Here is a 25,683-nt window from a genome sequence, read left to right on the forward strand (position 1 = left end):
GATCGAGACAAAAAAGAGCGCCTCCTTCGGGAAGGCGCTCTTTTTTATGTCCTACAGCGGCCGTGGCAGCCTATCAGCCGCCACGATGATAATCATAGTCGACCGCGCGACCCTGCTGCTTGGTCAATATGGCGCCGATGATCGCACCGCCGCTGCGCCGCAGACGCTCCACCGCTGCGCGCAGGCCGCCATGATGGTTGCGGCCCCATTCGACCACCAGCAGGCTGCTCTGCGCCTTGGCCGCCAGCAACAGCGCTTCGCCTGTGCCAAGCAGCGGCGGCGCGTCGATCAATACCGTATCATAGCCGTCACGGACCGACGCCAGCAGCCCGTCGAGCGCCGGGGTGGACAGAAGTTCGGAGGGGTTGGGCGGCAATGTGCCGCAGGGCAGCAGCGCCACGCCGGTCACGCCGGTGGGCACGATCACGTCCTGCGCAAGCGCCTGCCCCGTCAGCACTTCGCTGATGCCGCGCGCGGGCGACAGGCGGAACAGGCGATGCTGGGCCGGGCGCCGCATGTCGCCATCGATGACCAGCACCGATTTGCCCAGCCCCGCCAGCGCCAGCGCCAGGGCATGCAGGGTCAGCGACTTGCCTTCCCCCTCCTGCGCGCTGGTGACGAGGATGGAGCGCGGCAGGCCATCGGCCGACGCCAGCAACAGCGACGATGCAATGGGCGTGAAGATCTCCGGCGGTTGCGGGTTATCGCCCGTCACCGGTACGGCGCCCAACAGCGGCAAGCCGACCCGTTCGGCCAGCGTGTCGGCGGATGTCACGGCATCGTCGAACATATGACGCGCCGCCACCAGCAACAGGCCCAGCGCCATGCCGCCCAGCGATGCGAGCAGCAGGATGCGGCCGATGCGCGGGGAGAAAGGCTTGGTCGGCACCGCTGCGCGATCGAGCGGCTGGATACGCCCGGCCTGGAAACCCGCCTGCGATGCCATGTCGCGATAGCGCTGCAACAGGCTATCATGCAGCATGCGATAGGTATCGACCGACCGTTCCATGATGCCGACCTGAACGTCGCGGCCCTGCTCCGCCTGCGCCAACTGCTCCAACTGGGCGATTTCCTTGGCGATCTGATCCTCGCCGCGTTTGGCCACATTATATTGCTCACGCAGCGACGCTCGGATGCTGTTGGCCATGCTGTCGGCCTGCTCGTCCAGCGCCACCAATCGCGCGCGGGCTTCGCGCATTTCGGGATGCGCGTCCTTGCGGAACTGCCGCTCCTCGGCAATCACGGCGCGGGCCTGTGCCCGTTCCGCGATAATCTGCTGCATGGCGCCATTGCCCAGCACTTCGGGCAAGGTGTCCGCGCTGGATTGACGCGCGCTTTCCCAGCGCTTCTGCGCAGCGATCCGATCGGCCACGGCCTGCGCACGATAACCGTTGAGTTGTGCAAGCCGCGTCGCAACCGATCCGTCGGGCAATGCCGGCTTTGCGGGTGCCTTGGCGCGCTTGTCGTTCTCGCCTTCCTTTTCTTCGGAAGGCAGAGCGGCGCCGTTTCGAGCCGCATAGACGGCCAGATCCCGCTCCGCCCGCGACAGGTCGTTGCGCGCACCATCCAGTTCGCCAAGCAGGAAACGCCGCGCCTGCACGCCGGATTCGAAACCGCGCTTGAGGTCGGCACGGATCAGGCTGTCGGCATAGCTGTTGGCGATGCGCGCGGACAGGACCGGGTCGGCGCTGACGAAGCTGATCCGCAACACCCGCGACTTGCCGGGCAGCTGCACCTCCAGATTTTCGCGCAGCAGGCGCACGACCATGTCCTGCTCCACCTGGCGCTGCGACAGGGTGCCAACACCCTGCGTCGGGCGTTCGCGATCCATGCCCTTGAAGAAGGTCGGCGTGCCGACCAGCGCCAGCGATCGCGAAACCTCTTCGGCCAGGGCACGGCTGCGCAGCACTTCCAATTCCGTCTGCATCAGGCTCTCGGTGTCGTTGGCGGCACCGGCGCGCTGCGCTGCCGGAGCGCCTGCGGCACCTGCCGGCACATCCTCCACCTCGACCGATGCGGTGGCGCGATAATCTGGTGTCGACGTCAGGATAACGATCGCACCGGCCAGCAGGCTGAGCGCCAAAGTGACGAACAGGATGATGCGATGGCGCCGCAGCACCAGCCAGCCATATCGGATCGCGGCGGACAAGCGGGCGTTCAGGCCCGTGCCATCATCGGCAGGAAGCGTAAGGGGCGCCATCATCGTCCTCCGTCCAGCGCGATGAAGCCGGTGGCGAGCGCCGGCACGGCCAGCAATGCGCCGCCCAATATCGCCTTGGCGCGCGACAGGCCGACGATGACCCGGTCGCCCGGCAGGATTTCGGGATCGGGCGCCTTGCCCTTGCGAATGGCGGCAAGGTCGAACAGGGCGGCCTGCCGCTGGCCATCCAATTGACGCACGACCACCACCTGATTGAGGCCGGCGAGCCGTGTCGGCCCCTTGGCGAGTGCGACAGCCTGCAACAGGGTCAGCCGCCCTTCGACAGGATAAAGGCCCGGTTCGCGCACTTCGCCGTCCAGCGTGACGCGGCGACCGACTGCCTTCTTCACGAACAGCGTGACCTGCGGCGATACGAGATAGCGTTGGCCAAGGCGCCCGGCGACGACGTCCGCCGCTTCGCCCGATGTCAGGCCGGCAACCGATATGTCGCCCACCAGCGGCATGCGAACCATGCCGGTAGCCGTTACCTGCGCATCTTCCAACGACAGGTCGGGCTCATGATAGACCTGGATGCGCAGCACATCGTCGGGCGCGATACGATAATCCATGCCGATGGCCGGAGCAGGTGGGATGGCGGCATAGGCGGCTTCGCCCCGCGGCGCATCCTCGACGGTCGAGCAGGCGCCCAGCAGCCCAAGGGCGGCAAGCGCGCTGATCGATCGATTGATGCTGTTTTTGCGCTTCATCCCGGCTTTTGCCCCGTCAAGACCCAGTCGAGGCCGGGGGTTAACGGGGCAGCGCGGGGATGGCAACCGAAGACGGGATGGTTCGAACACCCCGCCCCTGCACCAGAGGGCGCGTCAGAGCGCGAGGCGACCGGGCGCTGGCTGTGCCACGCGGCGCGGTTGATCGGGCCAGATTCCCCTGGTGTCATAGACAGCCTTGCCGGCGCGTTCGTCGACGGGGACAGATTTGAACATGTCATGATCCACAAGAATGACGAAGACGCCACATTGTTCCAGAGCCGTATCGAGATCGATCAGTTCGGCGCCGGTTCCGGCAAATTCCATCGGCAGATCGCGCGCATAGGGTTCGACCAGCTTGATGCGGCGGCCATAGCGGCGGGCCAGACGCGCGGCGACCTTCACCGCCGGACTTTCGCGGAAATCATCGATATTGGCTTTGAAGGCGAGGCCGAGGCAGGCGATGTCCTGATCGCCAAATTCGTCGATCAGGTCGGACGCCTTGGCCACGACATAATCGGTCTTGCCGTCATTCACTTCGCGCGCAGTGCGGATGATGCGGGCATTTTCCGGATCGCCATGGACGATGAACCAGGGATCGACCGCGATGCAATGGCCGCCGACGCCGGGACCGGGCGACAGGATGTTGACGCGCGGATGTCGATTGGCGAGGCGGATCACCTCCCACACGTCGATGTCCATATTTTCGGCGATCACCGACAATTCGTTGGCGAAGGCGATGTTGACGTCACGGAAGCTGTTTTCGACCAGCTTGACCATTTCGGCCGCGCGGGCAGTCGTCGTGATGCAGGCACCGCGCACGAACTGGCGGTAGAAACCCAGCGCCTTGCGCGCGCAGCGGGGCGTGATGCCGCCGATGCAGCGATCATTGTCGATCAGTTCGACCAGAATGCGACCGGGCAGAACCCGTTCGGGGCAATAGGCGATGGCGATATCGCCAGCGACGCCGGTGCCGGGCATTTTGAGGTCCGGGCGGATCGTGCCGATCACGTCCCGCATCGCTTCGGTCGTGCCGACCGGCGAGGTGGATTCCAGGATGACGGTATCGCCGGCTTTCAGCACCGGGGCGATGGTGCGGGCGGCTTTCAACACATAGCTGATGTCGGGCGCGCGATCTTCCGACACGGGGGTCGGGACGGCGATGATGAACACATCGCTTTCCTCGACCTCAAGGCTGGCGCGCAGATTGCCGCGCGCGACCACGCCCTGCACCAGGCCGTCCAGATCGACTTCCTCGATATGGACGCGGCCCGAATTGACCGTTTCCACCACATGGGCGCTGACGTCCACGCCCACCACCTGCGCGCCGCCACGGGCGATCAGGGCGGCGGTCGGCAGGCCGATATAGCCCAGGCCAATGACGGAAACCTTCTGCTTGGCATCAACGGGCATAAGGCGGGCAATCCTTGTAACGGTGAATTTGCCCGCATTTCTGCCCGATAATGCTGAAGATTTCGGTAACGCTGGGCGAAACCGGTCGCTTGTCCGGCCTTAGCGGTAACGCGGCGAAGGCTGGCGCGCCATGTGCATGGGCGAACGCACGACGGGGGTGGTGATGATCTTGGTCTTCATCAGGGTGCGGATGCGTTCCGCGCCATCGGGATTGAGCAGAACCACGCGCGTACCGCCCGACGTCAGCGTTTCGATGGTGGAAATGGCAATCGCATGTTTCGTGCACAGCGCCGTCACATCGGCCTGCGACGCATTGAGGTTGATGGCGCGGCTCATGCGGACAGGCTGCATGAAATGGAGGCGATCGAAATGGTCATGAGACAAGCTCCTTGCTTGGCAAGCGGGAGCGCGAATATGTCTCTCGGTCGGAGCGAATGCTTGCGGGCAGATTTCGCGGCGATGCCACCCCGTAGCAGATGGCCGCCGGACCGTCGCGGCTTTTATTCCCCGCCTAGCTCCGCCCCGATGACCGCCGCGATTCGCGCTGCCGCTTTCCCATCGCCGAACGGGTTATGCGCGCGCGCCATCGCCTGATAGGCGTCCTCATCGTCCAGCAAGCCCAACACTTCACGGACGATGAGCGCGCGATCGGTGCCGACCAGCTTGGCGGTTCCGGCCTCCACGCCTTCGGGCCGCTCGGTCGTTTCGCGCATGACCAGCACCGGCTTGCCGAGCGAGGGCGCCTCCTCCTGCACGCCGCCGCTGTCGGTCAGCACCAGATGACACAGATCGAGCAGACGCACGAAATGGGGATAGTCGAGCGGCTCTATCATCGCGACATTGGGCAGGTCGCCCAGCACCGCGTCCATCACCGGACGAACATTGGGATTGGGATGGACGGGGAAGATTACCGCAACGTCGGGACGTGCGGCGATATCGGCGATGGACCGGGCGATCGCTTCCATGCCGCCGCCGAAATTCTCGCGCCTGTGGCTGGTGACAGCGACGATCCGCTTGCCCGCGAAGCGCGCCGCCAGATCATCAAGGCCACTGGCCAACGTCGGCTCCGCCAGCACCCGGTCGCGAGTGGCGAGCAGCGCGTCGATCACCGTATTGCCGGTGATATGGATGCTCGCGGCATCACGGCTTTCCTTGAGCAGCGCATCGGCAGCTGCCTGCGTGGGAGCGAAATTCATGTCGGCGATGCAGGCGACGACGCGGCGGTTCACTTCTTCCGGCCAGGGATGGTGAATGTCACCGCTGCGCAAACCGGCCTCGACATGGGCGACGGGGATTTTGCGATAATAAGCGGCGAGGCTGGCGACCATGGTGGTCAGAGTATCGCCATGGACGACGATGCGGTCGGGCTTTTCGGCATCGAACGCCTTGCCCAGTTCGACGATCAGCTTCGCCGTCAGCCCGTCCAGCGTCTGGTTCGGCACCATCACGTCCAGGTCGATGTCCGGCACGATGCCGGCGATCGCCAGCACCTGATCCAGCAGGCCGCGATGCTGCGCCGTCACGATGACCCGCGTCTCGATGCCCGGCTGCGCCCGCAGCGCATGGACGACCGGGAACATCTTGATCGCTTCGGGCCGTGTCCCGAATACCAGCGCTACCTTCACATGCGTTCCTTTGCCTGAACCCTTCATCCCGCCTGTGACAGAAATTGGTGACCAGCCCTTAAACGATGTGGCAGGATAAAGTGACGGTGCGTTGACGGAAGGAAGGCCGCATGAACGACAATATCATCAAAGCCCGCCCCCGCCTGCATCACTGGCTGATCGCGGCGGCGATATTATTTCTGATGGGGATCATCGTCCCGCTGTTCGCCGCCTTCATCTGACGACCGCAGATCAGGCCTTGATCTTCCACCCGCGCCGCAACAGCGTGTAGCACAGACCACCCAGCACCAGGTTGAGGCCGAGCAGCACGCTGCTGGCCGCCAGCACGTTCACGTCCGCCGCCGCGACGAAGCCATAGCGGAAGCCGGAGATGATGTAGAAAAAGGGGTTGGCGTGGCTGATCGCCTGAAACAGCGGCGGCAGGCGGTCGATCGAATAGAAGGTACCCGACAGCAGGGCGAGCGGGCTGATCACGAAATTGGTGATTGCCGCGCCATGATCGAATTTCTCCGCCCAGATCGACGTCAGTACGCCAAGAAAGGCGATGAAGCTGGTGCCGAGCAGGCCGAACCACAGCACCGCCCACAGATGCGCCGGCGTCACATGAACGCCTGGCCATAGCGCCATGGCGCCCCATAGTGCGAAGCCGACGAACACTGCTCGGGTCACTGACGAGGCGACCAGCGCGAACAGCAATTCGCCCACGGCGATAGGCGGCATCAGATAATCGACTAGCGTCCCCTGCACCTTGCCCACCATCAGCGCGAAGCTGGCATTGGCGAAACAGGCGTTGATCATGCCCATGATGATGAGGCCGGGCGCGATGAAGTCGGCGAAAGGCACCGCCTCCCCACGCAACGTCACCGTCCGCCCGCTGCCGCCCAGCGCAACGATGAAGATGATGAGGAACATCAGCGTCGTGATGGCCGGCGCCCAGACCGTCTGAAGCTGCACCTTCATGAAGCGGCGCACTTCCTTGGCATAGAGCGCCCAGGTGCCGGCCCAGTTGATATTGCGGATCTGCGGCACGCCCGGTTCGGCAAAGGGGGGCTGAACCGCAGGGGCGGCATGAATTTTGGGCTGGTCGTTCATGGTCGGATCGACTATCGGCTGGTCCGTTGTGCTGCAAGGGGAAAGGTCCAAGGATTTGAACCTGCGGCGCTCGCTTCCCATATAGGAAGCCAGACGAGATTTGTGAGGAGTTTTTCATTGTCCTGGACCGACGAGCGTATCGACCAGCTCAAGGGGATGTGGGAGCGCGGACTGACCGCCAGCCAGATCGCCGACGAACTGGGCGGGGTCAGCCGTAATGCGGTGATCGGCAAGGCGCACCGCCTGGGCCTGCAGTCCCGCCCTTCGCCCGTGAAGGCGAATGAGACGCCCAAGAAGGCGGCCGCCCCTGCCCCGCGCAAGCCCGCACCGACGCCGGAAGTGGAGGCGCCCCGCGCCGCCGCACCGGTGGCGCCCGCGCCGGCCGCACCTGTTCGCGCACCCGCTGCCGCTGCGCCGGCCGCACCTGCCGCTCCGGCGCCCGCACCGGCCGCAGCTGCTGGCGACGACGCGCCGACGCCTGCACCCCAGCCGCGTATCATTTCGGTCGGTCCCGGCGGCTTCCTGCGCCAGGGTCCGGGCGATCAGCAGGCGCCGATCCCGCCCGCGCCGCCGCGCCGCCTGGTGCCGGCCAAGCCGAGCGCCGAGATTGCCGACAAGACCAGCCTGCTCGACCTGACCGAGCGGATTTGCAAATGGCCGATGGGTCATCCGGGCGAAGCGGATTTCCATTTCTGCGGTGAAACGGTGAACCCCGGCTTCCCCTATTGCGTGGAGCATTGCGGCCGCGCCTATCAGGCCCAACTGCCGCGCGGCACGCGCCGCCCGCCCCCGCCGCTGCCCTTCGGTGGCCCGCGCGTGCGTTGACAGCTTCGAACAGATAAAAAAAGGCCCAGTTTCCTTCTGGAAACCGGGCCTTTTTTGTTAGAAGCGGAAGCTGGTGGTGACCATCACGCTTTGCGTATCGAACTTGTCGCCGCGATTGATGCTGGCGCCGCCCGACGGCGTGAGGCGGAAGGGATTGGTGGCCGGCGCGGTGCCCGCACCCACATCGACGCGATAGTCGCCGACATTATAGCGGGTCCACAGATAGCGAGCGCCGATCGAGAAATTGTTCGACACCTTGGCTTCTATGCCGCCGCCCATGGTGTAGCCCCAGCCATCTTCCTTCCGATCGACCTCGGTAAAGCTGTTGGCGCCGTTGCTGGTGCTGAAATTATTCTTCACCTTCGCATAGGCCAGACCGCCAGTGATATAGGGCATGATGCCGCCGCTGGTGGTGTAGCCGAGCCGTGCGCGCAGATTGGCATTATAGTCGATGCTGCGACGCATGGTGTAGAAAGCCGGCGTGGTCGAATATTCGGTCACCTTGTCGTCGATATAGGCTTGGCCTGCTTCGGCCACGACGCCCGCAACGATGTTGCCGAACTGGCGATCATAGCCGACATGGCCCATCCAGCCGATCGCATTCTTGTCGCCCTTACAACCGCTGGCCGGGGTCGATCCACGGGCCGCCCCACCGCAAGTGCCGGGCGAGAAGGCATTGGCGCCGGTTGAGGTGCGGATGACATCGTCATAATCGCCATCGGCGTCAGCGTCGAAACGCATATGTTCGCCGCCATCCTTCTTTTGCCAATTATAGCCGAACGAACCGCCGATATAGGGACCGGTCCAATCGACGGGCGCGCTGTCCTGCGCGGCGGCCGGCATCGCCAGGGCGAGCGCAAGGGTGGCGCCAAGCGGCGCGATCAGGGTCAATTTCAAGTGTATGTCTCCTCACCAGATGTGGAGAGATACGCTCCACATTCCCGGCAGTAACGACCCGGACCTCCACTTTGTTGCAGCGCACTTTGTTACATATGATTGCGGCTGTGGCTCTTGTGCAACGCTTGCACCCGCCGCCCGTCCGCTTATAGCTTGAAACATGTCCGAAGACCTGTTCGCTGCCAACACCCCCGCCACGACGCAATATGACGCCTCGACCATCGAGGTGCTGGAAGGATTGGAGCCGGTCCGGCGCCGCCCCGGCATGTATATTGGCGGCACCGACGAGCGCGCTCTGCATCATCTGGCCAGCGAAGTGCTGGATAACAGCATGGACGAAGCGGTGGCGGGCCATGCGACCCGGATCGAGGTGACGCTGGAGGCCGGCAACAAGCTGACCATCACCGACAATGGCCGCGGTATTCCGGTCGATCCCCATCCCAAATTTCCCGGAAAGTCAGCGCTGGAGGTTATCCTGACCACGCTCCATTCGGGCGGCAAGTTCGAAGGAAAGGCATATGCCACCTCGGGCGGCCTGCATGGCGTCGGCATTTCGGTGGTCAACGCGCTGTCGACCGACACTGTCGTCGAAGTGGCGCGGAACAAGGAATTGTTCCGGCAGAAATTCTCGCAGGGACTTCCCGTCACGACGCTGGAGAAGGTCGGCGCGGCGCCCAACCGGCGCGGTACGCTGGTCAGCTTCGTGCCCGATACAGAAATTTTCGGGGAACAGAAATTCAAGCCTGCGCGGCTGCATCGACTGGCCCGGTCGAAGGCCTATTTGTTCGCGGGCGTCGAGATACGCTGGAAATGCGCGCCGGAACTGATCAGCGACGATACGCCCGCCGAAGCCGTCTTCCAATTTCCCGGCGGGTTGGCCGACCATCTGAAGGAACAGGTGGGCGATCGCGATTGCGCGACCAGCGTCTTCTTCTCCGGCAATCAGGATTTTCCGAGCGAAGCCGGGCGCGTCGAATGGGCTGTCGCCTGGCCGCTCTGGTCAGACGGCAGCTATAGCTGGTATTGCAACACCATTCCGACGCCCGATGGCGGTACGCATGAAGCGGGCCTGCGCGCGGCGCTGGTGAAGGGTATCCGCGCCTTTGCCGACCTTGTCGGGCAGAAAAAGGGCAAGGATATCACCGCCGACGACATCATGACGTCGTCGGAGATCATGCTGTCCGTCTTCATCCGCGATCCGCAATTTCAGAGCCAGACCAAGGATCGCCTGACCAGCCCGGACGCCGCGCGCCTTGTCGAAAATGCGGTACGCGATCATTTCGACCATTATCTGACCGACCATATGGACCGGGGCAAGGCGCTGCTCGCCTATGTGCTGGACCGGATGGACGAGCGCCTGAAGCGCAAGCAGGAGAAGGAGGTCAAGCGCAAGACCGCGACCAACAGCCGCAAGCTGCGCCTGCCTGGCAAGCTGACGGATTGTTCGAACGACGACCCGGAAGGTGCTGAAATTTTTCTGGTCGAAGGCGATTCCGCCGGCGGTTCGGCCAAGCAGGCGCGCGATCGCAAGACCCAGGCGATCCTGCCGCTGCGTGGCAAGATCCTCAACGTCGCCTCAGCAAACAACGCGAAGATATTGGCAAATCAGGAAATTGCCGACATGATCCTGGCGCTGGGCTGCGGCACGCGCAAGGATTGCAACCCGGATCATCTGCGCTACGAGCGTATCGTCATCATGACCGACGCCGATGTCGACGGGGCGCATATCGCCACGCTGCTGATGACCTTCTTCTTCCAGGAAATGCCGGAATTGGTGCGGCGCGGGCATCTCTATCTCGCCCAGCCGCCGCTCTATCGCCTGGTGGCGGGCGGCAAGAGCCTTTACGCCAAGGACGACGCCCATCGCGAAGAGCTGCTGCGCAAGGAGTTCAAGGGCAAGAAGGTCGATATCAGCCGCTTCAAGGGCCTGGGCGAAATGAACCCGATGCAGTTGCGCGAAACGACCATGGACCCCAAGACGCGCATGCTGATCCGCATCACCCTGCCCGACGATATCGAGGATCGGCAGCAGGTCCGCGATCTGGTGGACCGGTTGATGGGAACCAATCCGGCGCATCGCTTCGCCTTCATCCAGGAAAATGCGGCGGCAGTGGACGAGGAAGCGATCGACGCATGACGATCCATACCGAACGGATGTAGATGTGCGCCTCTGGTCGATCCTGCTCAGCCTGATCCTGACGGCAATACCCATGCAGACATCCGCCGGCACCACCCCGCCCTATCAAAGCCGTGCCGCACAATTGCTGCATATGCTCGCGGCGCCCGGTGGAGAAACGGATTTCTTCTCCACCCTCTTCCTGGATGCGGTGCCGGTGGATCGCTGGCGCGCCATTGCCGCGGATTTGCGCACCCAACATGGCGCGCCGCTGAGCCTGGGCGCTGTGCGGACCGACAGTCCGACCGCAGGACAAGTCGAGATACGCTATGAGCGCGCCACGGTGGGCTTTACTTTGGTGGTTGCGCCGCAAGCGCCCAATCTGGTCGTTGGCCTGCATATCGTCGGCGCACGCACCGCCGATGACAGTTTTGACAAAGTCATGGCGGAGATCGCGGCCCTGCCTGGCACCACTGCCTTTGCCATTGCCCGGCTGGGCAACGGAGCGCCTGCATTGTTGCACGCCCATCGGGCCGATGTGCAGATGGCGACCGGCTCCAGCTTCAAACTTTATCTGCTCGCCGAAATCGCCCGCGCGGCGGCGGCGCGGGAACGGCGCTGGGGCGATGTCGTGCCGCTTGGCCCGAAAAGTTTTTCCGGGCGTTTGATGGGCTGGCCCGACCATGCGCCGATGACGCTGCACAGTCTGGCCACGGCGATGATCGCCGAAAGCGACAATAGTGCCAGCGACACGCTGCTCTTCGCGCTCGGCCGGGCGAAGGTCGATGCTATGATGGCGGCGACCGGCCATGCCGATGTGGACAAGGCGCTGCCGATCCTGACCACCGCCGAAGCGTTTGCGTTGAAGATGCCGGCCAATGCGGACCTGCGCCGCCGTTATGAAGAAGCCGCGCCAGCCATGCGCCGGACGCTGCTGCGCACGGCGGCGGCGCGGCTGACCGCAGACAAGGTCGATGTGGGCAGCGTCGCCGAAATGCCGACCGCGATCGACAGTATCGAATGGTTTGCCTCGTCACAGGACATGATCGGCCTGCTCGACTGGTTGCGGCGCCATGGTGGCGATGCCCTGCCCATCATGGCCGTCAATCCCGGCATCGCGCCGGCCGATGCCAAACGCTGGCGCTATCTGGGCTATAAAGGCGGCAGCGAGCCTGGCGTCATGGCGATGAACATGCTGGCGCAGGGCAGAAACGGGGCCTGGTATGCGGTCAGCGGCAGTTGGAACAACAGTGCCGCGCGGGTCGAGGAAGGCAAATTCCTGACGTTGATGACGCGGGCGCTCAACCTGCTGGCGGAATAGCAGGCGCTTGCGGCTGGTTCAGCCATTCCAATGCTTCGTCCATTCCCATGAATATGCGCACTCTGGGATGGACCAACGTTCTTTCCGCCTGCGCCCGGTTCAACTGACTGCCCACTACGACCGCAGTCCGCCCGCTGGTGAAGGTCATGCCCCCGCGCATGATGTTGGCGAGCAAGTCGGCCACGTCATTTGCCTGCACCGGGAAATCGAACGATTCGACTATGACGTTGAAATCGTCGCGGATGGCGCTGGCTTCACGCGCTTTCGACCCTACTTGCGCCGCAAGCGCGACCACATTATCCGCTGTCCAGAAGCCCGCAACTTTGATGGTCAGCCGGTTGGTCGTGCGATCATAATCGACTTGAAACATCAGATTCCCGAGATGCAAATTTGTAGTTATGCCGCCGGCCTGTCTTGCTCGCCAACATGCTGGTCCAGTTACAGCTGCCTTATGCAGTCAGGGCTTCCACCAGCGCCTTGACCTTCTTTTGCCGCCATTGGGGCAGCGGAGCGATCAACCAATAGGCGAGCAGGGTCGGGACGGTATCGCCCACCTGCCGCACGCGGCCTGCCGTCAGATCGGCCTGCGCCAGTAATAACGGCACGCGCGCGCGGCCAAAGCCGTTTGCTGCCGCCTCGATCGCCAGACCGCCATCGGCGACGCGGATGATCGCCGGCTTGTCCCCTGACGGGCATCCGGGCCAGTCGATGCGATGGTCGGGACCGCCCGCCGCCGCCTCGACCGTGACATAGGCTGCTTCGCCGATCTTGATGCCCTCATGCTCGCCCGCGCCATCGCTCAGGCGCAAGGCGATATCCAGATTGGCTTCTGTGAAATCCAGTGCCTCATCGGCCGATATCAGCTGGAAGGTCAGGTCCGACTGGCTGGCGGCATAAGTGGCAAGACGCGGCTGGAGCCATTTGGCGGTGATGTCCCGCGGGGCAGCGATGGTCAACGCATTGCTGGACTGGCCCGCCTGCATCGCGCGAACCGCCTCCTCAAATTCCAGGAAACCGGCACGCAGGGCATCCAGGCCGGCTTCGGTTTCCGGCGTCAGTTCCAGCCCCTTGGGCGTGCGGCGAAATAGGACGACGCCCAGCATATCCTCCAGCGCGCGAATCTGTTGGCCGACGGCCGCCGGCGTCACAGCCAGTTCGTCCGCCGCACGGGTGAAAGAGAGGTGCCGTGCCGCCGCATCCAGCACGCGCAGACCATTCAACGGCAGATGAGTCCGCTTCATTCGGCCACCGCCGGCGGTGCGATCAGGGCGAAATGGGGGATGGCGACATCGAACGTCTCGCCGCCTGCACCGATCATGCGATAGCTGCCCTTCATCGATCCGGTCGGCGTATTGAGAGGGCAACCCGATACATAGTCATAGCTTTTCCCCGGCTGCACCACCGGCTGCTCACCGACCACGCCATCACCGTCCACCACATGCTGAGCGCCGCGCCCATCGGTGATGATCCAGTGGCGGGTCAGGAGCTGCACCGGCTGGTCGCCCTGATTTTCGATGCGGATATGATAGGCCCAGAACCAGCGGCCCCGGTCCGGCTCCGACTGTTCGGGCAGGAAGGTCACCGCGACATGGACGGTGACGTCCCGCGTGGTCGCGTGAAAGGGAAAGAGCGCAAGTACAGTCATGTCTCAGAAATGCGCCCTAACCCCCTCTTGCGTCAACGCCCTATCGTGCGCAGGGCCTGATCGAGGTCGGCGATGACGTCGTCCGGATCCTCCAGCCCGACGTTGAGGCGCAGCATATCCTCGGTAATGCCGACTTCCAGCCGTGCTTCTTCCGACATGCCAAAATGCGTGGTCGAGGCGGGATGGGTCATGAGCGAGCGCGAATCGCCGATATTGTTGCTGATATCGACCAGCTCCAATCCGTTGAGCAGGCCATGCGCCTCCGCCCGGCCACCGCCGACATAGAGGGAAAAGATCGGCCCAGCCGCATCCATTTGCTGCATCGCCAGGGCGTGCTGCGGATGGCTTTCCAGGCCGGGATAATTGACCTTGGCCACGCGCCCTTCCAGGAATTGGGCGACCTTGAGCGCATTTTCGCTCTGACGGCGGATGCGCAGGTCCAGCGTTTCCAGCCCCTTGAGCACGACCCAGGCGTTGAAGGCGCTGAGCGTCGGGCCGGTGTTGCGGTGGAAGGGCAGCAGGACATTGTCGATCCAGTCGCGCGTGCCGCAGATAGCGCCGGCGAGCACGCGGCCCTGCCCGTCCATCATCTTGGTCGCGCTGTAGGCGACGACATCCGCCCCGAATTCCATCGGGCGCTGAAGCGCGGGCGAAGCGAAGGCATTGTCGACGACGGTGGTGATACCGCGCGCCTTGGCAATGGCGCAGACCGCCGCCAGATCGACGATGTCCATGGTCGGATTGGCCGGCGTTTCGAAGAAGAACACCTTCGTATTGGGGCGAACGGCCGCTTCCCAGGCGGCGGTGTCGCTGCCGTCGATGGTCGTCGTTTCGATGCCGAAGCGCGGCAGCAGCGTGTCGGTCAGCCAGCGGCATGAGCCGAAAGCGGCCTTGGCACCGACGACATGATCGCCGGCCGACAGCTGGCACAGCAGGGCAGCGGTCATCGCGGCCATGCCGGTGGCGGTGGCGCGGCAGGCCTCCGCCCCTTCCAGCAAGGCGATGCGCTGTTCCAGCATTTCCACGGTCGGGTTCTGGAGCCGCGAATAGGTCATGCCGACCTGATCGCCGGCGAAGCGCGCGGCGGCATCCTCCGCCCGATCATAGCTGTAGCCGCTGGTCAGGAAGAGCGCTTCGGACGTCTCGCCATATTCGCTGCGGGCCGTGCCGCCGCGAATGGCCAGCGTCGCCGGCTTCCAATTCTTCGTGATTTCCGGGTTCTGACCGCTCTTACGCTTCATATCGCCTTCCGCAATTCTACCCGCGGCGTGGCGCCGCTCAATATCTCGGCCATCTGGCTCATATCGCCATTACCGCCCGAGAGGATAACCGCAACCTTCTTGCCCTGCATTTGCGCCTTTTCCTGCAAGCAGGCGGCCAATGCGACCGCGCCGGCGCCTTCGGCCAGATTATGCGTGTCCTGCCAATAGATGCGAATCGCCTCCGCCACTTCATCGTCCGTCACGGCGACGAAGCGGTCGGCGCGCGGCCCGAAATAGTCGAGCGCCGCCTGAACCGGCGTGCAGACCGCCACGCCGTCGGCAAAAGTATGGGCGGTGGGCGATGCGATGAGGCGGCCCGCCTCGAAGCTGCGCTTGGCCGCATCGACATGGGCGGAGACGACGCCGACCACCTTCGTCTTCAGGCCCAGCGCGTCGCGCGCGGCGATCGTGCCGCACAGGCCCGATCCGCAGCCGACCGGCACATAGACGGTGTCGAGGTCGGGCACCGCGTCGAACAGTTCCAGACCGTAGCTGGCGACGCCGCGCACCAGTTCGTCATGGTAAGCGGGGACCATGAACAGGCCCTCCTCCTGCGCCATGCGGATCGCCTCCGCTTTGGCGCTGTCGAAATCATGGCCATGTTCGATGAGGGTCGCGCCGAAAGCGCGCATCGCCGCGTTCTTTTCCAGCGCATTGCCATGGGGGACGATGATGGTGGCGGAGAGGCCGGCGGCGGTGGCGGCACGAACCTGCGCCTGGCCATGATTGCCGCGCGTAGCGGTGATGATGCCGGTGACGTCCGGATGGGTGCGGCGTAGCCAGTCGATATAGGTGATCGCGCCGCGCACCTTGAAGGCGCCGGTGGGCGTGTGGTTCTCATGCTTGACCCACAGGTCGCAACCGCTGCGCCGACCAAGCAGCGGCCAGGCATATTGCGGGGTCGATGGCACCTGAGCATGGACCATGGCAGCGGCGGCGCGAAGGGAAGCGAGGGAGAAATCGGTCATGATCTGCCCTTATCCGCCGGGCAGGCAGTAGGACAGGACCGATAGCCGCAAATTGGACCGTTCAGGCGGCGCGCAAGCTGGGGCCGGTGAACAGCGGATGGAGATGCTGCTCCTCCCACTCCATCCGGTCGTAGAGTCCATTCTGGAGGGTCAGCACGGCGTGGCGATAGCCCGGCCAGTCCTGGGCGATCTGCGTCGGGGTCCAATATTTGATATGGTCGCTGTAGGACAGGAATAAAGCGACCATGGCGCGGCTATGGTCCCGCAATATCGTATCGGCATGCGGCGGCAGCGGCTTTTGGCGCAGCGCGCTGACCATTGCATCCTCCTGCCCCATATGTTCGCGGAACAGTTGCGAGAAACGGGTTCGGCGGCGAGCGACTTCCGGCATGTCATCGGCATTGGCCGCCTGCATGACATGTGCGAAATCGCGCATGGCGGCACGCAGGTCGTCATGGCCCTGCGTCAATATCATCTGCATTTTTGCGTCCCCATTTTCCGATTAAATCGGATCGGGGACGCAAAACTTAAATCTTTCCGTCGCTTATGCGACGAAGTGAAGAATTTAGAGCACCGCCAGCACGGCGTCGCCCATCTCCACCGTGTTCATCGTACCGCCCAGATCGGGCGAACGCGCGCCGTTGGCCAGCGCCTTGGCCACCGCCGTTTCGATCCGGTCGGCCTGTTCGGGCAGGTTCAGCGAATAGCGCAGCATCATCGCGGCGGACAGGATGGTCGCCAGCGGATTGGCCTTGCCCTGCCCGGCAATGTCGGGGGCAGAACCATGGATCGGCTCATACAGGCCCTGCCCGCTGCCGTTCAGCGTGGCCGACGCCAGCATGCCGATGGAGCCGACGCACATGCTCGCCTGGTCCGAGAGGATATCGCCGAACAGGTTGCCGGTGACGATGACGTCGAACTGGCCGGGGTTGCGGACCAGCTGCATCGCGGCATTGTCCACATACATATGGGTCAGGGCGACATCGGGATAATCGGCCGATACCTCGATCACCACGTCGCGCCACAATTGGCTGGTTTCGAGCACATTGGCCTTGTCCACCGAGCAGAGCTTGCCGCGACGGGCGCGGGCGGCCTGGAAACCGGCATGGGCGATGCGGCGCACTTCGGCTTCGTTGTACGACATGATGTCATAGCCTTCGCGCAGGCCGTCGGCGGTGGTGCGGAAGCCCTTTTCGCCGAAATAGACGTCGCCATTGGTTTCGCGGACGATCAGCAGGTCGATCGAGCCGGCGACTTCGGGCTTCAAGGCGCTTTCATGCGCCAGTTCCGGAAAGACCTTGGCCGGGCGCAGGTTGGAGAAGAGGCCCAGTTCCTTGCGCAGGCCCAGTATCGCCTGTTCCGGGCGCAGATGGCGTTCCAGCGAGTCGCAGTCGGGATCGCCGACCGCGCCAAACAGGATGGCGTCGGCGCGCTTGGCGGTTTCGAGCGTTTCGGGCGGAAGCGGATGGCCGACCGCCTTATAGGCTGCGCCGCCGACGAGGCCGTCTTCATAGGTGAGGCCGGGAATCGCCAACGCATCCAGTACGCGCTTTGCCTGAGCGACGATTTCCGGGCCGATGCCGTCTCCGGGGAACAGGGCGATCAACATGGCGAGACTCCTTATATTGCGTGGCTGCCCCTTATGGAGACAGGAGGTTTCACGCAACCGCCCTTTTGAGACGATCGACCAGTCTTTCGCGCGCGGCGAGCATGTCGGCACGCCTGTCAGTCAGCACGGAGCGCTCCAGGAAGAAGCCGGTGAGGCGCAGGCCGTCCAATATCTGGGTCCAGTCGCCCATGCCGCCTTCCAGCAGGAAGGGCGGCAGAGGGAGCAGGCGATTTTCATAGCCGAATGCCCCGGCCCGACTGACGGCGGCGGCGCTGCGGGGGCTGACATAGGCGAGGTCGGTCGCGTCGCCCATCGCCGCGCAACGGGTGAGGTCTAGGCCGAAGCCCAGTTCTGCGAGAAGCAGCAGTTCGTAGCGGACGAGCGCCACGGCCCAGCCGCGCGCCGCCGGGGCTGCTTCCACCGCGTCCAGCACCGCTTCCAGTGCCTGATGCAGCGCCGGATAGGGCGTGCCTTCCGGCAGGGCGGCGGCGGTCAGGGCGCAGCTCCAGTCGATCGCCACGGCGGGGAGCGGTTCGGCCAGCAAAGGCGCGCGGCTCTGGGCCAGTTCGACGGTCAGGCCCGCCAGTTGATCCTCGGTCCGAGCCCGGAAATCGGCCTTCACGATATTGCCGGGGAGCAATACCGGCCGCATCGTCCGGGACCGCCCGCCGCGGACATAGCCCGGCAACAGGCCATGATCCGGCGTCAGCAACCGCGCGATCGCGCCATGTTCGCCATGGTGGCGCACGGCGCAGACGATCGCGGTGGTGGTGAGGCTGGGCATGGGTCAGGTCTGTACCGTGGGGTACCCCTCTGCGAAAGCGAAAGGCTGGAAATAACGCTTACTGCGTCATCCCGGCCCTGAGCCGGGATCACGCTTCTTCTGCATCCTTGCCCATTACAACCAATCCCTGTCCTGAAAGGCAGCGGGCCCCCCGGATCAAGTCCGGGGTGACGCGGGAGAGCTATGCTCATTTTCGATAGACGCTCTTCAAATTCATGAACTCGTGGAGGCCATAGGGGCCGAGTTCGCGGCCGTGGCCCGAGCGCTTCACGCCGCCGAAGGGAGCCTCGGGGGCGGAGGAGAGCATCTGGTTCACGGCGGTCATGCCGGCCTGAACGTCGCGGACGAAGCGGGCTTCTTCCGCCGGGTCGGTGGTCCAGACCGAGGAGCCGAGGCCGAAGGGAATGGCGTTGGCGATAGCGATGGCGTCGTCGATGTCCGCCGCCTTGAAGAGCATGGCGATGGGGCCGAAAATCTCCTCCCCCATCAGCGCCGGGTCGGTCGGCACGTCGGTCAATATGCCGGCATCGATATAGGCGCCAGGCCCTGGCAGCGTTTCGCCGCCGATCAGGGTGGCACCGGCGGCCTTCATCTTCCAAATCTGTTCCTGCACGGTGCGGCGCTGTTCTTCGCTGGAGAGCGGCCCCATGTCGGTGGCGGGATCGAAGGGATCCCCGGTCTTCACCGCCGCCATCGCCGTCGCATAGCGTTCGAGGAAGGCGTCGTAGATATCGGCGTGGACGATCATGCGTTTGCCGCAGATGCAGGACTGGCCCGTATTCTGGATACGCGCGGTCACGGCCTGCTTCACCGCCGCGTCGAGATCGGCCGAGGGCATGACAATGAAGGGATCGGCCCCGCCCAGTTCCAGCACGACCTTCTTGAGCGCCCGGCCCGCCTGCTCGGCCACGGCGCGGCCGGCATCCTCGCTGCCGGTCAGCGTGACCGCCGCGACGCGGTTGTCGGCGATGATCGCGGCGACCGCGCCGGACCGGATGGGGAGATTCTGGAACAGGCCATCGGGTGCGCCGACCAGCGCCATCATCTCCTGCATCAGCGCGCCGACGCCCTGCACGTTGCTGGCATGTTTGAGCAGGCCGACATTGCCGGCGAGGATGCAGGGGGCGAGGAAGCGGGCGACCTGCCAATAAGGGAAGTTCCACGGCATCACCGCCAGCACCGGGCCGATGGGGAGCCAGACCAGATCGGCATTCCCGCCCGAGGCCAGCGGGATGCTGCCACCCTCCAGCATCGCCGGGCCTTCCTTCGCATAATGGCGGAAGGCGGCGACGCATTTGTCGACTTCGACCAGCGCCGACTTCAGCGTCTTGCCCATTTCCAGCGTGGCCATACGGGCAAGCCGGTCGCGATGGTCATGATAGGCGTCGGCGAGGTCCGACAGGAGCGCCGTGCGTTCCGCTATGTCCGTTTCCCGCCATGTCGCGAAGGTCGCTGTGGCCCGGTCCAGCGCGGCGTCGATTTGCGCTTCGGTCAGCTCCGTGTGGGTGGCGATCTCTTCTCCGGTGGCGGGGTTGATGCTTTTCATGGTCGGCTCCGGATGGAATGATTCGGGATGGGAAGGCATATGGGGATGCCCTTCCCGGGTCACAACGAAGTCACGGGAGCGAAGTTCACACCGTCGATCGGAACGAAAAATGGGGGAAATCGACGCCGATGCGACGGATAGGCGACAGACAGGCCATGAAGGCGCGTCTGCAACGCGCCACCGAAGCGACAATTGGGGCACGGGGACGCGCCGGGTGGGTCACCGTCAGGTTCCGGTTTTCGGGGAAAGGATTGGGGTGGCAGCGGTGCGGAGCGGGTCATCGTGCAGGATAGATCAGAGATTATCCTACTTTGACAGGAAAAGGCGCCAGGGCCTCAGCCCTCCCGTCGCCGCGCGGATCAGCCCTTCTTCTTGCGGCCAGCGATATAGCGGGACACTTCCAGACTGAATTCCTCGGCCAGTTCTTCGCGGATACCACCGCCCCGGATCAGCATGCCGGCCCAACCGCCATGGCTGTTCTGTACCTCCACCCGGAAAGAGCCCAACGATGCGCCGTTGGCAGCGTCGATCACATCCACATTGCCTTGCAATATGTCCCAACTGGCACCGATGATGATCGCCATTGCCGCATCGGCCGTATGCAGGCGGTCGATGGTGACGCGCAGGAAAATCGGCGTGCCGCTATCCAATTTCCAGTCGCGAGTCACATCCCGCATGACCAGCGGAAACATCTGCTTGAAGGGCATGGTCGCGTAACGCGCACCATCGGGCGGGCCGGCCGGGTAACTGGTCGGATCTAGCGCGGGCAGACCGTCCTCAGCCCGCTTGCGTGCGGCCTTGGCATCGCTTTCCACCATCTCGGCAAGCATTTGGCCGGTAAATTCCAGATCCATGCCCGTCACGCGCACAGGTTGACCGGCGATCAGGGTCAAAGGCTGGATCGCCCGCACCTGCCGAGCCTGCGCCGTGGGCGCGAGCAGCAAAAGCGGCACCAGAAAAGCAAGCGGACGACGCATGATGATTCCCCTTCAAGACCCCGCCGGGACGCTGGCAGACAAGCTTGAAATTCTGATTAACGCGGGTGCGTAATAGGGCTTGCTGATATGAAGCGTTTTCCGGCTTCGTTGATGGAAGGCATGTGCCTTCGATCAAGGGGCTAGTCCCACGCTCCGAACTGGACCCCGGCCTGCGCCGGGGAACGGAGAGCGTTATCGCGTTTGCCTATTGCGCAAACTCGCCATCAGCCATGGAAATAGTCATAGACCTGCTGCGCCACGGCCTTCGACACGCCGGGCGCTTTGGCGAGATCGTCCAGTGCGGCGTCTCGCACCGCGCGCGCCGTGCCGAAGTGCATCAGCAGCGCCTTCTTGCGCGCGGGGCCGATACCGGGGACTTCGTCCAGCGACGATACGGTGATCGCCTTGCTGCGCTTGGCGCGGTGGGCGCCGATGGCGAAGCGGTGGGCTTCGTCGCGGAGCCTTTGCAAATAGAAGAGGACCGGATGGTTGATCGGGAAGCTGATTTCGCGGCCGTCGAGCATGTGGAAGACTTCCCGCCCGTCGCGGCCATGATGCGGCCCCTTGGCCACGCCGATCATGGTGACATCCTCTATGCCCATTTCCTCCAGCATCGTGCGCGCGGCCGATAGCTGGCCCTTGCCGCCGTCGATCAGGACCAGGTCGGGCCATTCTCCGCTGTCGCGATCCGGATCTTCCTTTTGCGCGCGCCCAAAGCGACGCTCGAACATTTCGCGCATCATCGCGAAATCGTCGTTGCTGATCGCCGGATCTTTCATATTGAACTTGCGATAGGCGCTCTTGCGGAAGCCCTCCGGCCCGGCAACGACCATCGCGCCCAAGGCGTGCGCGCCCTGAATATGGCTGTTGTCGTAGATTTCGATGCGGTCGGGCACGCCCTCCAGCCCGAAAGCCTCGACCATGTCGTCCATGATCCGGCCCTGACTGGTGGTTTCGGCAAGGCGGCGGTCGAGCGCCTCCACCGCGTTGCGCTGCGCCTGTTTGATGAGGCGGGTGCGGTCGCCGCGCTGGGGGACTTCGATGCGGACCTTGCCACCGGCCCGTTCGGCCAGCGCCAGCGCCATCAATTCACATTCGGCCGGCTCGCGGTCGGTGAGGATCAGACGCGGCGGCGGCACTTCCTCGTAAAATTGCGCCATAAAGCTTTCCAGCACCTCCTCCGTCGCGACGTCGGCGGTGTGAACCGGGAAGAAGCTGCGATGGCCCCAATTCTGGCCGCCGCGAATGAAGAAGGCCTGGATGCACATCGATCCGCCCTTTTCCGCTAGCGCGAAAATATCGGCGTCGCCCAGCCCTTCGGCATTGATCGCCTGGCTGCCCTGAATGAAGGTCAGCGCCTTCAGCCGGTCGCGGATGACGGCGGCCTGCTCGAAATCCATCGCGTCGGACGCCGCCTGCATGGACGCGCCCAGCTTCTTTTGCACGGCGGTGGATTTGCCGCCGAGGAAATCCTGCGCGTCCTTCACCAGTTCGGCATAGCCGTCCGTATCGATGCGATCGACGCAGGGGGCCGAGCAGCGCTTGATTTGATAGAGAAGGCAGGGGCGCGAGCGGTTGGAAAAGAAGCTGTCGGTGCAGGAGCGCAGCAGGAACAGTTTTTGCAGCGCGTTGATGGTGCGCGTGACCGAACCGGCGCTGGCGAAGGGTCCGTAATAGCGGCCCTTATGTTTGCGCGCGCCGCGATGCTTCTGCACGCGGGGAAAGGCGTGATCGTCGCGCAGCAGGATGAAGGGGAAGCTTTTGTCGTCGCGTAGCAGGACATTGTAGGGCGGGCGGTAGCGCTTGATCAGTTGCGCTTCCAGCAGCAGCGCTTCCGCTTCGCTGTTGGTAGTCACGATGGTCATGCTGCGGGTCTGGGCGACCATGCGTTGCAGCCGCCGGGGCAGACGATCGACCTGGGTATAGTTGGCGACACGGTTCTTCAGCGCGCGGGCCTTGCCCACATAAAGCACGTCACCGCGCGCATCATGCATGCGGTAGACGCCGGGGCGGATCGGCAGCGTCTTGAGCGTGGTGCGGATCGCCTCCACGCCCGTATCGATATCCGGCTGGCTGCCGGTGATGGTGAAGCTTGCCTTGTCTTCGTTGAAACGATCGGGGGATTGGGGGCCGGACATGAGGGCAGAGATAGCGTGCGCGCCATCTTTCGCAATGGCCGGGGTTGATGGAAAGAAGATGCGCCCTATCTATGCCGCACCGCACAAAAGATGGCGGCCTTTCCACGATCCACAAACAATCAGCATCAGAGGGACAACCCAATGAGCGTAAAAGCCTATGGCGCTTATGCGGCCGACAAGCCGCTGGAAGCCATCACCATCGAACGCCGCGCCGTTGGCGCCCATGACGTGCAGATCGCCATCGCCTTTTGCGGCGTCTGCCATTCGGACCTGCATCAGGTTCGTTCCGAATGGGACGGCACACAATATCCCTGCGTTCCGGGCCATGAAATCGTCGGCCATGTGACGGCCGTCGGCGACCATGTGAGCAAGTTCAAGGTCGGCGACACGGTCGGCGTCGGCTGTATGGTCGATAGCTGCCAGAGCTGCGCCTCCTGCGACGAAGGGCTGGAGCAATATTGCGAAACCGGCTTTGTCGGTACCTATAATGGCAAGACCGACGATGCGCCCGGCCATACGCTGGGCGGCTATTCGCAGAGCATCGTGGTGAAGGACGATTTCGTCCTGAAGGTCAGCCATGCGCCGGAACAGCTGGCGGCGGTCGCGCCCTTGCTGTGCGCGGGCATCACCACCTGGTCGCCGCTGCGCCACTGGCAGGCTGGTCCCGGCAAGAAGGTCGGCATCGTCGGCATCGGCGGCCTGGGCCATATGGGCGTGAAGCTGGCCCATGCGCTGGGTGCGCATGTGGTGGCGTTCACCACGTCGGAGAGCAAGCGGCAGGATGCGCTGGCGCTGGGCGCGGACGAGGTCATCGTGTCGCGCAATGCGGACGAGATGGCGGCGCATGCCGGCAGCTTCGACTTCATCCTGAACACGGTGGCGGCGAGCCACGACCTGGACGCCTTTACCGCGCTGTTGAAGCGGGACGGGACGTTGACGCTGGTGGGCGTGCCGGAACATGCGCACCCGTCGCCCAATGTCGCGGCGCTGATCTTCAAGCGCCGGTCGATCGCCGGGTCGCTGATCGGCGGCATCGCGGAGACGCAGGAGATGCTCGATTTCTGTGCCGAGAAGGGCATCGTCGCGGAGATCGAGATGATCGCGGCGCAGGATATCGAAGACGCCTATGCGCGGATGCAGAAGAGCGATGTGAAATATCGCTTCGTGATCGACAACGCCACGCTGGCGGGTTGAGGCAAAGAGCGGGCGGCTTGAATGGGCCGCCCGATTTTTTTCAGTGCTTCAGGATACAGCCGGGGTTTGGCCCCACGTTTCCAACTGGACCCCGGCCTTCGCCGGGGAACGATATCGAACGGTATGCCGAGCAAACAAAAAGGGCCGGTGCGACATGCGCACCGGCCCTTTTTGTTTCAGTCCGAACCAATCAGTTGATCGTGCCGAGACCCGAGATCGCGCTGTTGACCAGAGCCTTGTCGGCATTGGCATCATGGCCCTGCGCGATCAGCGTGGCGGCAGCGGCCGTGGCTGCGTTCACGGCCTTGGCGCGGATGCCGGCGATGGCGGTGCGTTCGGCCGCGCCGATCTTGTCTTCCGCCATCTTCTGACGACGGACGACGAGCGCTTCGGCGTTCACCCTGGCGTCGGCGATCAGCCCTTCGGCTTCATGCTCGGCCGCCTTGCGCATGGCGTCGGCTTCACCGGCCGCAGCGGCCAGCTTGGCTTCATATTCGCCCTTGAGCGCTTCGGCTTCGGCGCGCAATTTCGACGCTTCGGCCAGTTGTTCCTTGATCTGGGCGATCCGGCCGTCCAGCGTGCCGCCGATCAGGGCGGGCACCTTCTTGACCAGCAGGATGACGATGAACGCGGCCATCGCCAGGCTGACCCAGGCGGTGGCGTCCATGCCGACCGCCTTGGGATCGGTATGGGGCACGACCCCTTCATGGGCAACGGTACCGACAGGTTCCATGCCTTCGCTGTGAATTGCCTGGTTCAAGTGCGGAACCTCCGCTGCGCTGTGGGATGCTGCCTCAGCCATGGGCCAGTGCCGCCTTTACTGCATTGCGGGCTGCATCGTCCGACGCATCCACGCCGGAAATACGAGCCACCATGTCGCGCGCCGCATCGGCGGCGACGGTTTCGATTTCTGCCATGGCCGCGTCGCTGGCACCCTTGATACGGGCTTCGGCGGCGGCGATTTTCGTCGCGACCTCTGCATCGGCAGCGGCGAGACGGACTTCGGAAGCCTTGGCGGCTTCGCTCTTGGCCTTGGCCAGCGTCGCCTGAGCGGCGGCGCGGTTTGCGGCGTCGCGGGTGCGGTAATCCGCTTCCGCTTCGTCGGCGCGGGCGAAGGCGGCCTTCGCCGCGTCCAGATCACCGCTGATCTTCGCGTCGCGCGCGTCCGCCGTACCCTGAACCTTCGGCACCATGCCGAGGCCGATGACGAAGAAGACGAAGCCGAACGTCAACAGCAACCAGAAAATCTGACTGGAATAGGTTTCGGCAATTTGCGCGATTTGAGGCATTATACGGTCCGTCCGATCAGAGGGCGGTCAATAAGGGAAGCGGACAGGATATGGCACGAAGCCGCCCTGCCCGCTCCT

25 protein-coding genes are annotated in these 25,683 nt (G+C 64.1%); 5 read left to right on the plus strand and 20 right to left on the minus strand.

The features are described from left to right. Positions 1–73 precede the first annotated feature (73 nt). From F4U95_RS16875 to wecB, 5 genes are all read right to left on the minus strand, one after another. Positions 74–2,203 (minus strand): GumC family protein, encoded by a 2,130-nt coding sequence (locus F4U95_RS16875; RefSeq protein WP_150426504.1) that lies wholly within the window; start codon positions 2,201–2,203, stop codon positions 74–76. Continuing rightward, positions 2,200–2,907: a polysaccharide biosynthesis/export family protein gene (locus F4U95_RS16880; protein ID WP_150426505.1), complete on the minus strand. Its 708-nt coding sequence runs from the start codon at positions 2,905–2,907 to the stop codon at positions 2,200–2,202. The genes F4U95_RS16875 and F4U95_RS16880 overlap by 4 nt, the downstream gene beginning before the upstream one ends. A gap of 114 nt (positions 2,908–3,021) precedes the next feature. Beyond that, the gene (gene wecC / locus F4U95_RS16885) at positions 3,022–4,317 is read right to left on the minus strand and encodes a UDP-N-acetyl-D-mannosamine dehydrogenase (protein ID WP_120249945.1); all 1,296 of its coding nucleotides are present in this window, start codon (positions 4,315–4,317) and stop codon (positions 3,022–3,024) included. 99 nt (positions 4,318–4,416) lie between these two features. Then, positions 4,417–4,668: a hypothetical protein gene (locus tag F4U95_RS16890; protein WP_425505077.1), complete on the minus strand. Its 252-nt coding sequence runs from the start codon at positions 4,666–4,668 to the stop codon at positions 4,417–4,419. 149 nt (positions 4,669–4,817) lie between these two features. Further along, positions 4,818–5,942: a non-hydrolyzing UDP-N-acetylglucosamine 2-epimerase gene (gene wecB, locus F4U95_RS16895; RefSeq protein WP_150426506.1), complete on the minus strand. Its 1,125-nt coding sequence runs from the start codon at positions 5,940–5,942 to the stop codon at positions 4,818–4,820. A 110-nt stretch (positions 5,943–6,052) separates the two neighbouring features. On the opposite strand from wecB, the gene F4U95_RS25605 reads away from it, so the two are divergent. Continuing rightward, positions 6,053–6,163, plus strand: a complete 111-nt coding sequence (locus F4U95_RS25605) for an FXYD domain-containing ion transport regulator (RefSeq protein WP_484588292.1) — start codon at positions 6,053–6,055, stop codon at positions 6,161–6,163. 10 nt (positions 6,164–6,173) lie between these two features. Here the strand turns inward: F4U95_RS25605 and F4U95_RS16900 are convergent, their stop codons facing one another. After that, complete coding sequence (locus F4U95_RS16900; protein ID WP_150426507.1) at positions 6,174–7,034, minus strand: ABC transporter permease; 861 nt, start codon at positions 7,032–7,034, stop codon at positions 6,174–6,176. A 117-nt stretch (positions 7,035–7,151) separates the two neighbouring features. On the opposite strand from F4U95_RS16900, the gene F4U95_RS16905 reads away from it, so the two are divergent. Further along, positions 7,152–7,859 carry a GcrA family cell cycle regulator gene (locus F4U95_RS16905; protein WP_150426508.1) on the plus strand — a complete coding sequence of 236 codons (708 nt, stop codon included), beginning with the start codon at positions 7,152–7,154 and terminating at the stop codon, positions 7,857–7,859. A 57-nt stretch (positions 7,860–7,916) separates the two neighbouring features. Here the strand turns inward: F4U95_RS16905 and F4U95_RS16910 are convergent, their stop codons facing one another. Next, a complete protein-coding gene (locus F4U95_RS16910; protein WP_120249941.1) occupies positions 7,917–8,756 on the minus strand; it encodes an outer membrane protein in 840 nt (279 codons plus the stop codon). A gap of 160 nt (positions 8,757–8,916) precedes the next feature. Here F4U95_RS16910 and parE point away from each other — a divergent pair, with 160 nt between their 5' ends. Continuing rightward, the gene (parE, locus tag F4U95_RS16915) at positions 8,917–10,893 is read left to right on the plus strand and encodes a DNA topoisomerase IV subunit B (RefSeq protein ID WP_150426509.1); all 1,977 of its coding nucleotides are present in this window, start codon (positions 8,917–8,919) and stop codon (positions 10,891–10,893) included. Between the two features lie 25 nt (positions 10,894–10,918). Further along, positions 10,919–12,193 (plus strand): serine hydrolase, encoded by a 1,275-nt coding sequence (locus F4U95_RS16920; protein WP_246171632.1) that lies wholly within the window; start codon positions 10,919–10,921, stop codon positions 12,191–12,193. Here F4U95_RS16920 and F4U95_RS16925 read toward each other — a convergent pair. From F4U95_RS16925 to uvrC, 11 genes are all read right to left on the minus strand, one after another. Further along, a complete protein-coding gene (locus F4U95_RS16925; RefSeq protein WP_150426510.1) occupies positions 12,174–12,563 on the minus strand; it encodes a hypothetical protein in 390 nt (129 codons plus the stop codon). The two genes, F4U95_RS16920 and F4U95_RS16925, sit on opposite strands and share 20 nt — an antisense overlap. A gap of 79 nt (positions 12,564–12,642) precedes the next feature. Then, complete coding sequence (locus tag F4U95_RS16930; protein ID WP_120249938.1) at positions 12,643–13,434, minus strand: LysR family transcriptional regulator; 792 nt, start codon at positions 13,432–13,434, stop codon at positions 12,643–12,645. Beyond that, entirely contained in the window at positions 13,431–13,838 is a 408-nt protein-coding gene (gene apaG / locus F4U95_RS16935; protein ID WP_120249937.1) for a Co2+/Mg2+ efflux protein ApaG, read from the minus strand. Before apaG ends, F4U95_RS16930 begins: the two co-directional genes overlap by 4 nt. A 32-nt stretch (positions 13,839–13,870) precedes the next feature. Further along, positions 13,871–15,079 (minus strand): trans-sulfuration enzyme family protein, encoded by a 1,209-nt coding sequence (locus tag F4U95_RS16940; protein WP_150426511.1) that lies wholly within the window; start codon positions 15,077–15,079, stop codon positions 13,871–13,873. Further along, positions 15,076–16,068 carry a threonine dehydratase gene (locus F4U95_RS16945; RefSeq protein ID WP_150426512.1) on the minus strand — a complete coding sequence of 331 codons (993 nt, stop codon included), beginning with the start codon at positions 16,066–16,068 and terminating at the stop codon, positions 15,076–15,078. Before F4U95_RS16945 ends, F4U95_RS16940 begins: the two co-directional genes overlap by 4 nt. A 61-nt stretch (positions 16,069–16,129) precedes the next feature. Beyond that, positions 16,130–16,549 (minus strand): hypothetical protein, encoded by a 420-nt coding sequence (locus F4U95_RS16950; RefSeq protein WP_150426513.1) that lies wholly within the window; start codon positions 16,547–16,549, stop codon positions 16,130–16,132. Between the two features lie 84 nt (positions 16,550–16,633). Next, a complete protein-coding gene (gene leuB, locus F4U95_RS16955; protein ID WP_120249933.1) occupies positions 16,634–17,677 on the minus strand; it encodes a 3-isopropylmalate dehydrogenase in 1,044 nt (347 codons plus the stop codon). Between the two features lie 49 nt (positions 17,678–17,726). Next, entirely contained in the window at positions 17,727–18,461 is a 735-nt protein-coding gene (recO, locus tag F4U95_RS16960) for a DNA repair protein RecO (protein WP_150426514.1), read from the minus strand. A 187-nt stretch (positions 18,462–18,648) separates the two neighbouring features. After that, positions 18,649–20,007: an NAD-dependent succinate-semialdehyde dehydrogenase gene (locus F4U95_RS16965; RefSeq protein ID WP_150426515.1), complete on the minus strand. Its 1,359-nt coding sequence runs from the start codon at positions 20,005–20,007 to the stop codon at positions 18,649–18,651. A gap of 359 nt (positions 20,008–20,366) precedes the next feature. After that, the gene (locus F4U95_RS16970; protein ID WP_150426516.1) at positions 20,367–20,984 is read right to left on the minus strand and encodes a hypothetical protein; all 618 of its coding nucleotides are present in this window, start codon (positions 20,982–20,984) and stop codon (positions 20,367–20,369) included. A gap of 224 nt (positions 20,985–21,208) precedes the next feature. Beyond that, positions 21,209–23,122: an excinuclease ABC subunit UvrC gene (gene uvrC / locus F4U95_RS16975; protein ID WP_150426517.1), complete on the minus strand. Its 1,914-nt coding sequence runs from the start codon at positions 23,120–23,122 to the stop codon at positions 21,209–21,211. Positions 23,123–23,263: 141 nt separating this feature from the next. Between uvrC and F4U95_RS16980 the strand changes: the two genes are divergently transcribed. Beyond that, positions 23,264–24,316, plus strand: coding sequence for an NAD(P)-dependent alcohol dehydrogenase (locus F4U95_RS16980; RefSeq protein WP_150426518.1), 1,053 nt, complete (start codon positions 23,264–23,266; stop codon positions 24,314–24,316). A gap of 190 nt (positions 24,317–24,506) precedes the next feature. On the opposite strand, the gene F4U95_RS16985 is transcribed toward F4U95_RS16980, so the two are convergent. Both F4U95_RS16985 and F4U95_RS16990 read right to left on the minus strand, forming a co-directional pair. Next, positions 24,507–25,118, minus strand: a complete 612-nt coding sequence (locus F4U95_RS16985) for a F0F1 ATP synthase subunit B family protein (protein WP_150426519.1) — start codon at positions 25,116–25,118, stop codon at positions 24,507–24,509. Further along, positions 25,111–25,605: a F0F1 ATP synthase subunit B family protein gene (locus F4U95_RS16990; protein ID WP_150426520.1), complete on the minus strand. Its 495-nt coding sequence runs from the start codon at positions 25,603–25,605 to the stop codon at positions 25,111–25,113. Before F4U95_RS16990 ends, F4U95_RS16985 begins: the two co-directional genes overlap by 8 nt. Between the last annotated feature and the right edge of the window lie 78 nt (positions 25,606–25,683).

This window comes from Sphingobium limneticum (genome assembly GCF_008710165.1).
GTDB classification, from domain to species: domain Bacteria; phylum Pseudomonadota; class Alphaproteobacteria; order Sphingomonadales; family Sphingomonadaceae; genus Sphingobium; species Sphingobium limneticum.

Coding starts and splice junctions, on each gene's coding strand:
- F4U95_RS16985 (WP_150426519.1), bottom strand. CDS start 25,118: ATGGCTGAGGCAGCATCCCACAGCGCAGCGGAGGTTCCGCACTTGAAC.
- F4U95_RS16950 (WP_150426513.1), bottom strand. CDS start 16,549: ATGCAGATGATATTGACGCAGGGCCATGACGACCTGCGTGCCGCCATG.
- F4U95_RS16900 (WP_150426507.1), bottom strand. CDS start 7,034: ATGAACGACCAGCCCAAAATTCATGCCGCCCCTGCGGTTCAGCCCCCC.
- F4U95_RS16925 (WP_150426510.1), bottom strand. CDS start 12,563: ATGTTTCAAGTCGATTATGATCGCACGACCAACCGGCTGACCATCAAA.
- F4U95_RS16980 (WP_150426518.1), top strand. CDS start 23,264: ATGAGCGTAAAAGCCTATGGCGCTTATGCGGCCGACAAGCCGCTGGAA.
- F4U95_RS16945 (WP_150426512.1), bottom strand. CDS start 16,068: ATGACCGATTTCTCCCTCGCTTCCCTTCGCGCCGCCGCTGCCATGGTC.
- F4U95_RS16990 (WP_150426520.1), bottom strand. CDS start 25,605: ATGCCTCAAATCGCGCAAATTGCCGAAACCTATTCCAGTCAGATTTTC.
- wecC (WP_120249945.1), bottom strand. CDS start 4,317: ATGCCCGTTGATGCCAAGCAGAAGGTTTCCGTCATTGGCCTGGGCTAT.
- F4U95_RS16875 (WP_150426504.1), bottom strand. CDS start 2,203: ATGATGGCGCCCCTTACGCTTCCTGCCGATGATGGCACGGGCCTGAAC.
- F4U95_RS25605 (WP_484588292.1), top strand. CDS start 6,053: ATGAACGACAATATCATCAAAGCCCGCCCCCGCCTGCATCACTGGCTG.
- F4U95_RS16890 (WP_425505077.1), bottom strand. CDS start 4,668: ATGCAGCCTGTCCGCATGAGCCGCGCCATCAACCTCAATGCGTCGCAG.
- F4U95_RS16940 (WP_150426511.1), bottom strand. CDS start 15,079: ATGAAGCGTAAGAGCGGTCAGAACCCGGAAATCACGAAGAATTGGAAG.
- uvrC (WP_150426517.1), bottom strand. CDS start 23,122: ATGTCCGGCCCCCAATCCCCCGATCGTTTCAACGAAGACAAGGCAAGC.
- F4U95_RS16965 (WP_150426515.1), bottom strand. CDS start 20,007: ATGAAAAGCATCAACCCCGCCACCGGAGAAGAGATCGCCACCCACACG.
- recO (WP_150426514.1), bottom strand. CDS start 18,461: ATGCCCAGCCTCACCACCACCGCGATCGTCTGCGCCGTGCGCCACCAT.
- F4U95_RS16930 (WP_120249938.1), bottom strand. CDS start 13,434: ATGAAGCGGACTCATCTGCCGTTGAATGGTCTGCGCGTGCTGGATGCG.
- leuB (WP_120249933.1), bottom strand. CDS start 17,677: ATGTTGATCGCCCTGTTCCCCGGAGACGGCATCGGCCCGGAAATCGTC.
- F4U95_RS16880 (WP_150426505.1), bottom strand. CDS start 2,907: ATGAAGCGCAAAAACAGCATCAATCGATCGATCAGCGCGCTTGCCGCC.
- parE (WP_150426509.1), top strand. CDS start 8,917: ATGTCCGAAGACCTGTTCGCTGCCAACACCCCCGCCACGACGCAATAT.
- F4U95_RS16970 (WP_150426516.1), bottom strand. CDS start 20,984: ATGCGTCGTCCGCTTGCTTTTCTGGTGCCGCTTTTGCTGCTCGCGCCC.
- apaG (WP_120249937.1), bottom strand. CDS start 13,838: ATGACTGTACTTGCGCTCTTTCCCTTTCACGCGACCACGCGGGACGTC.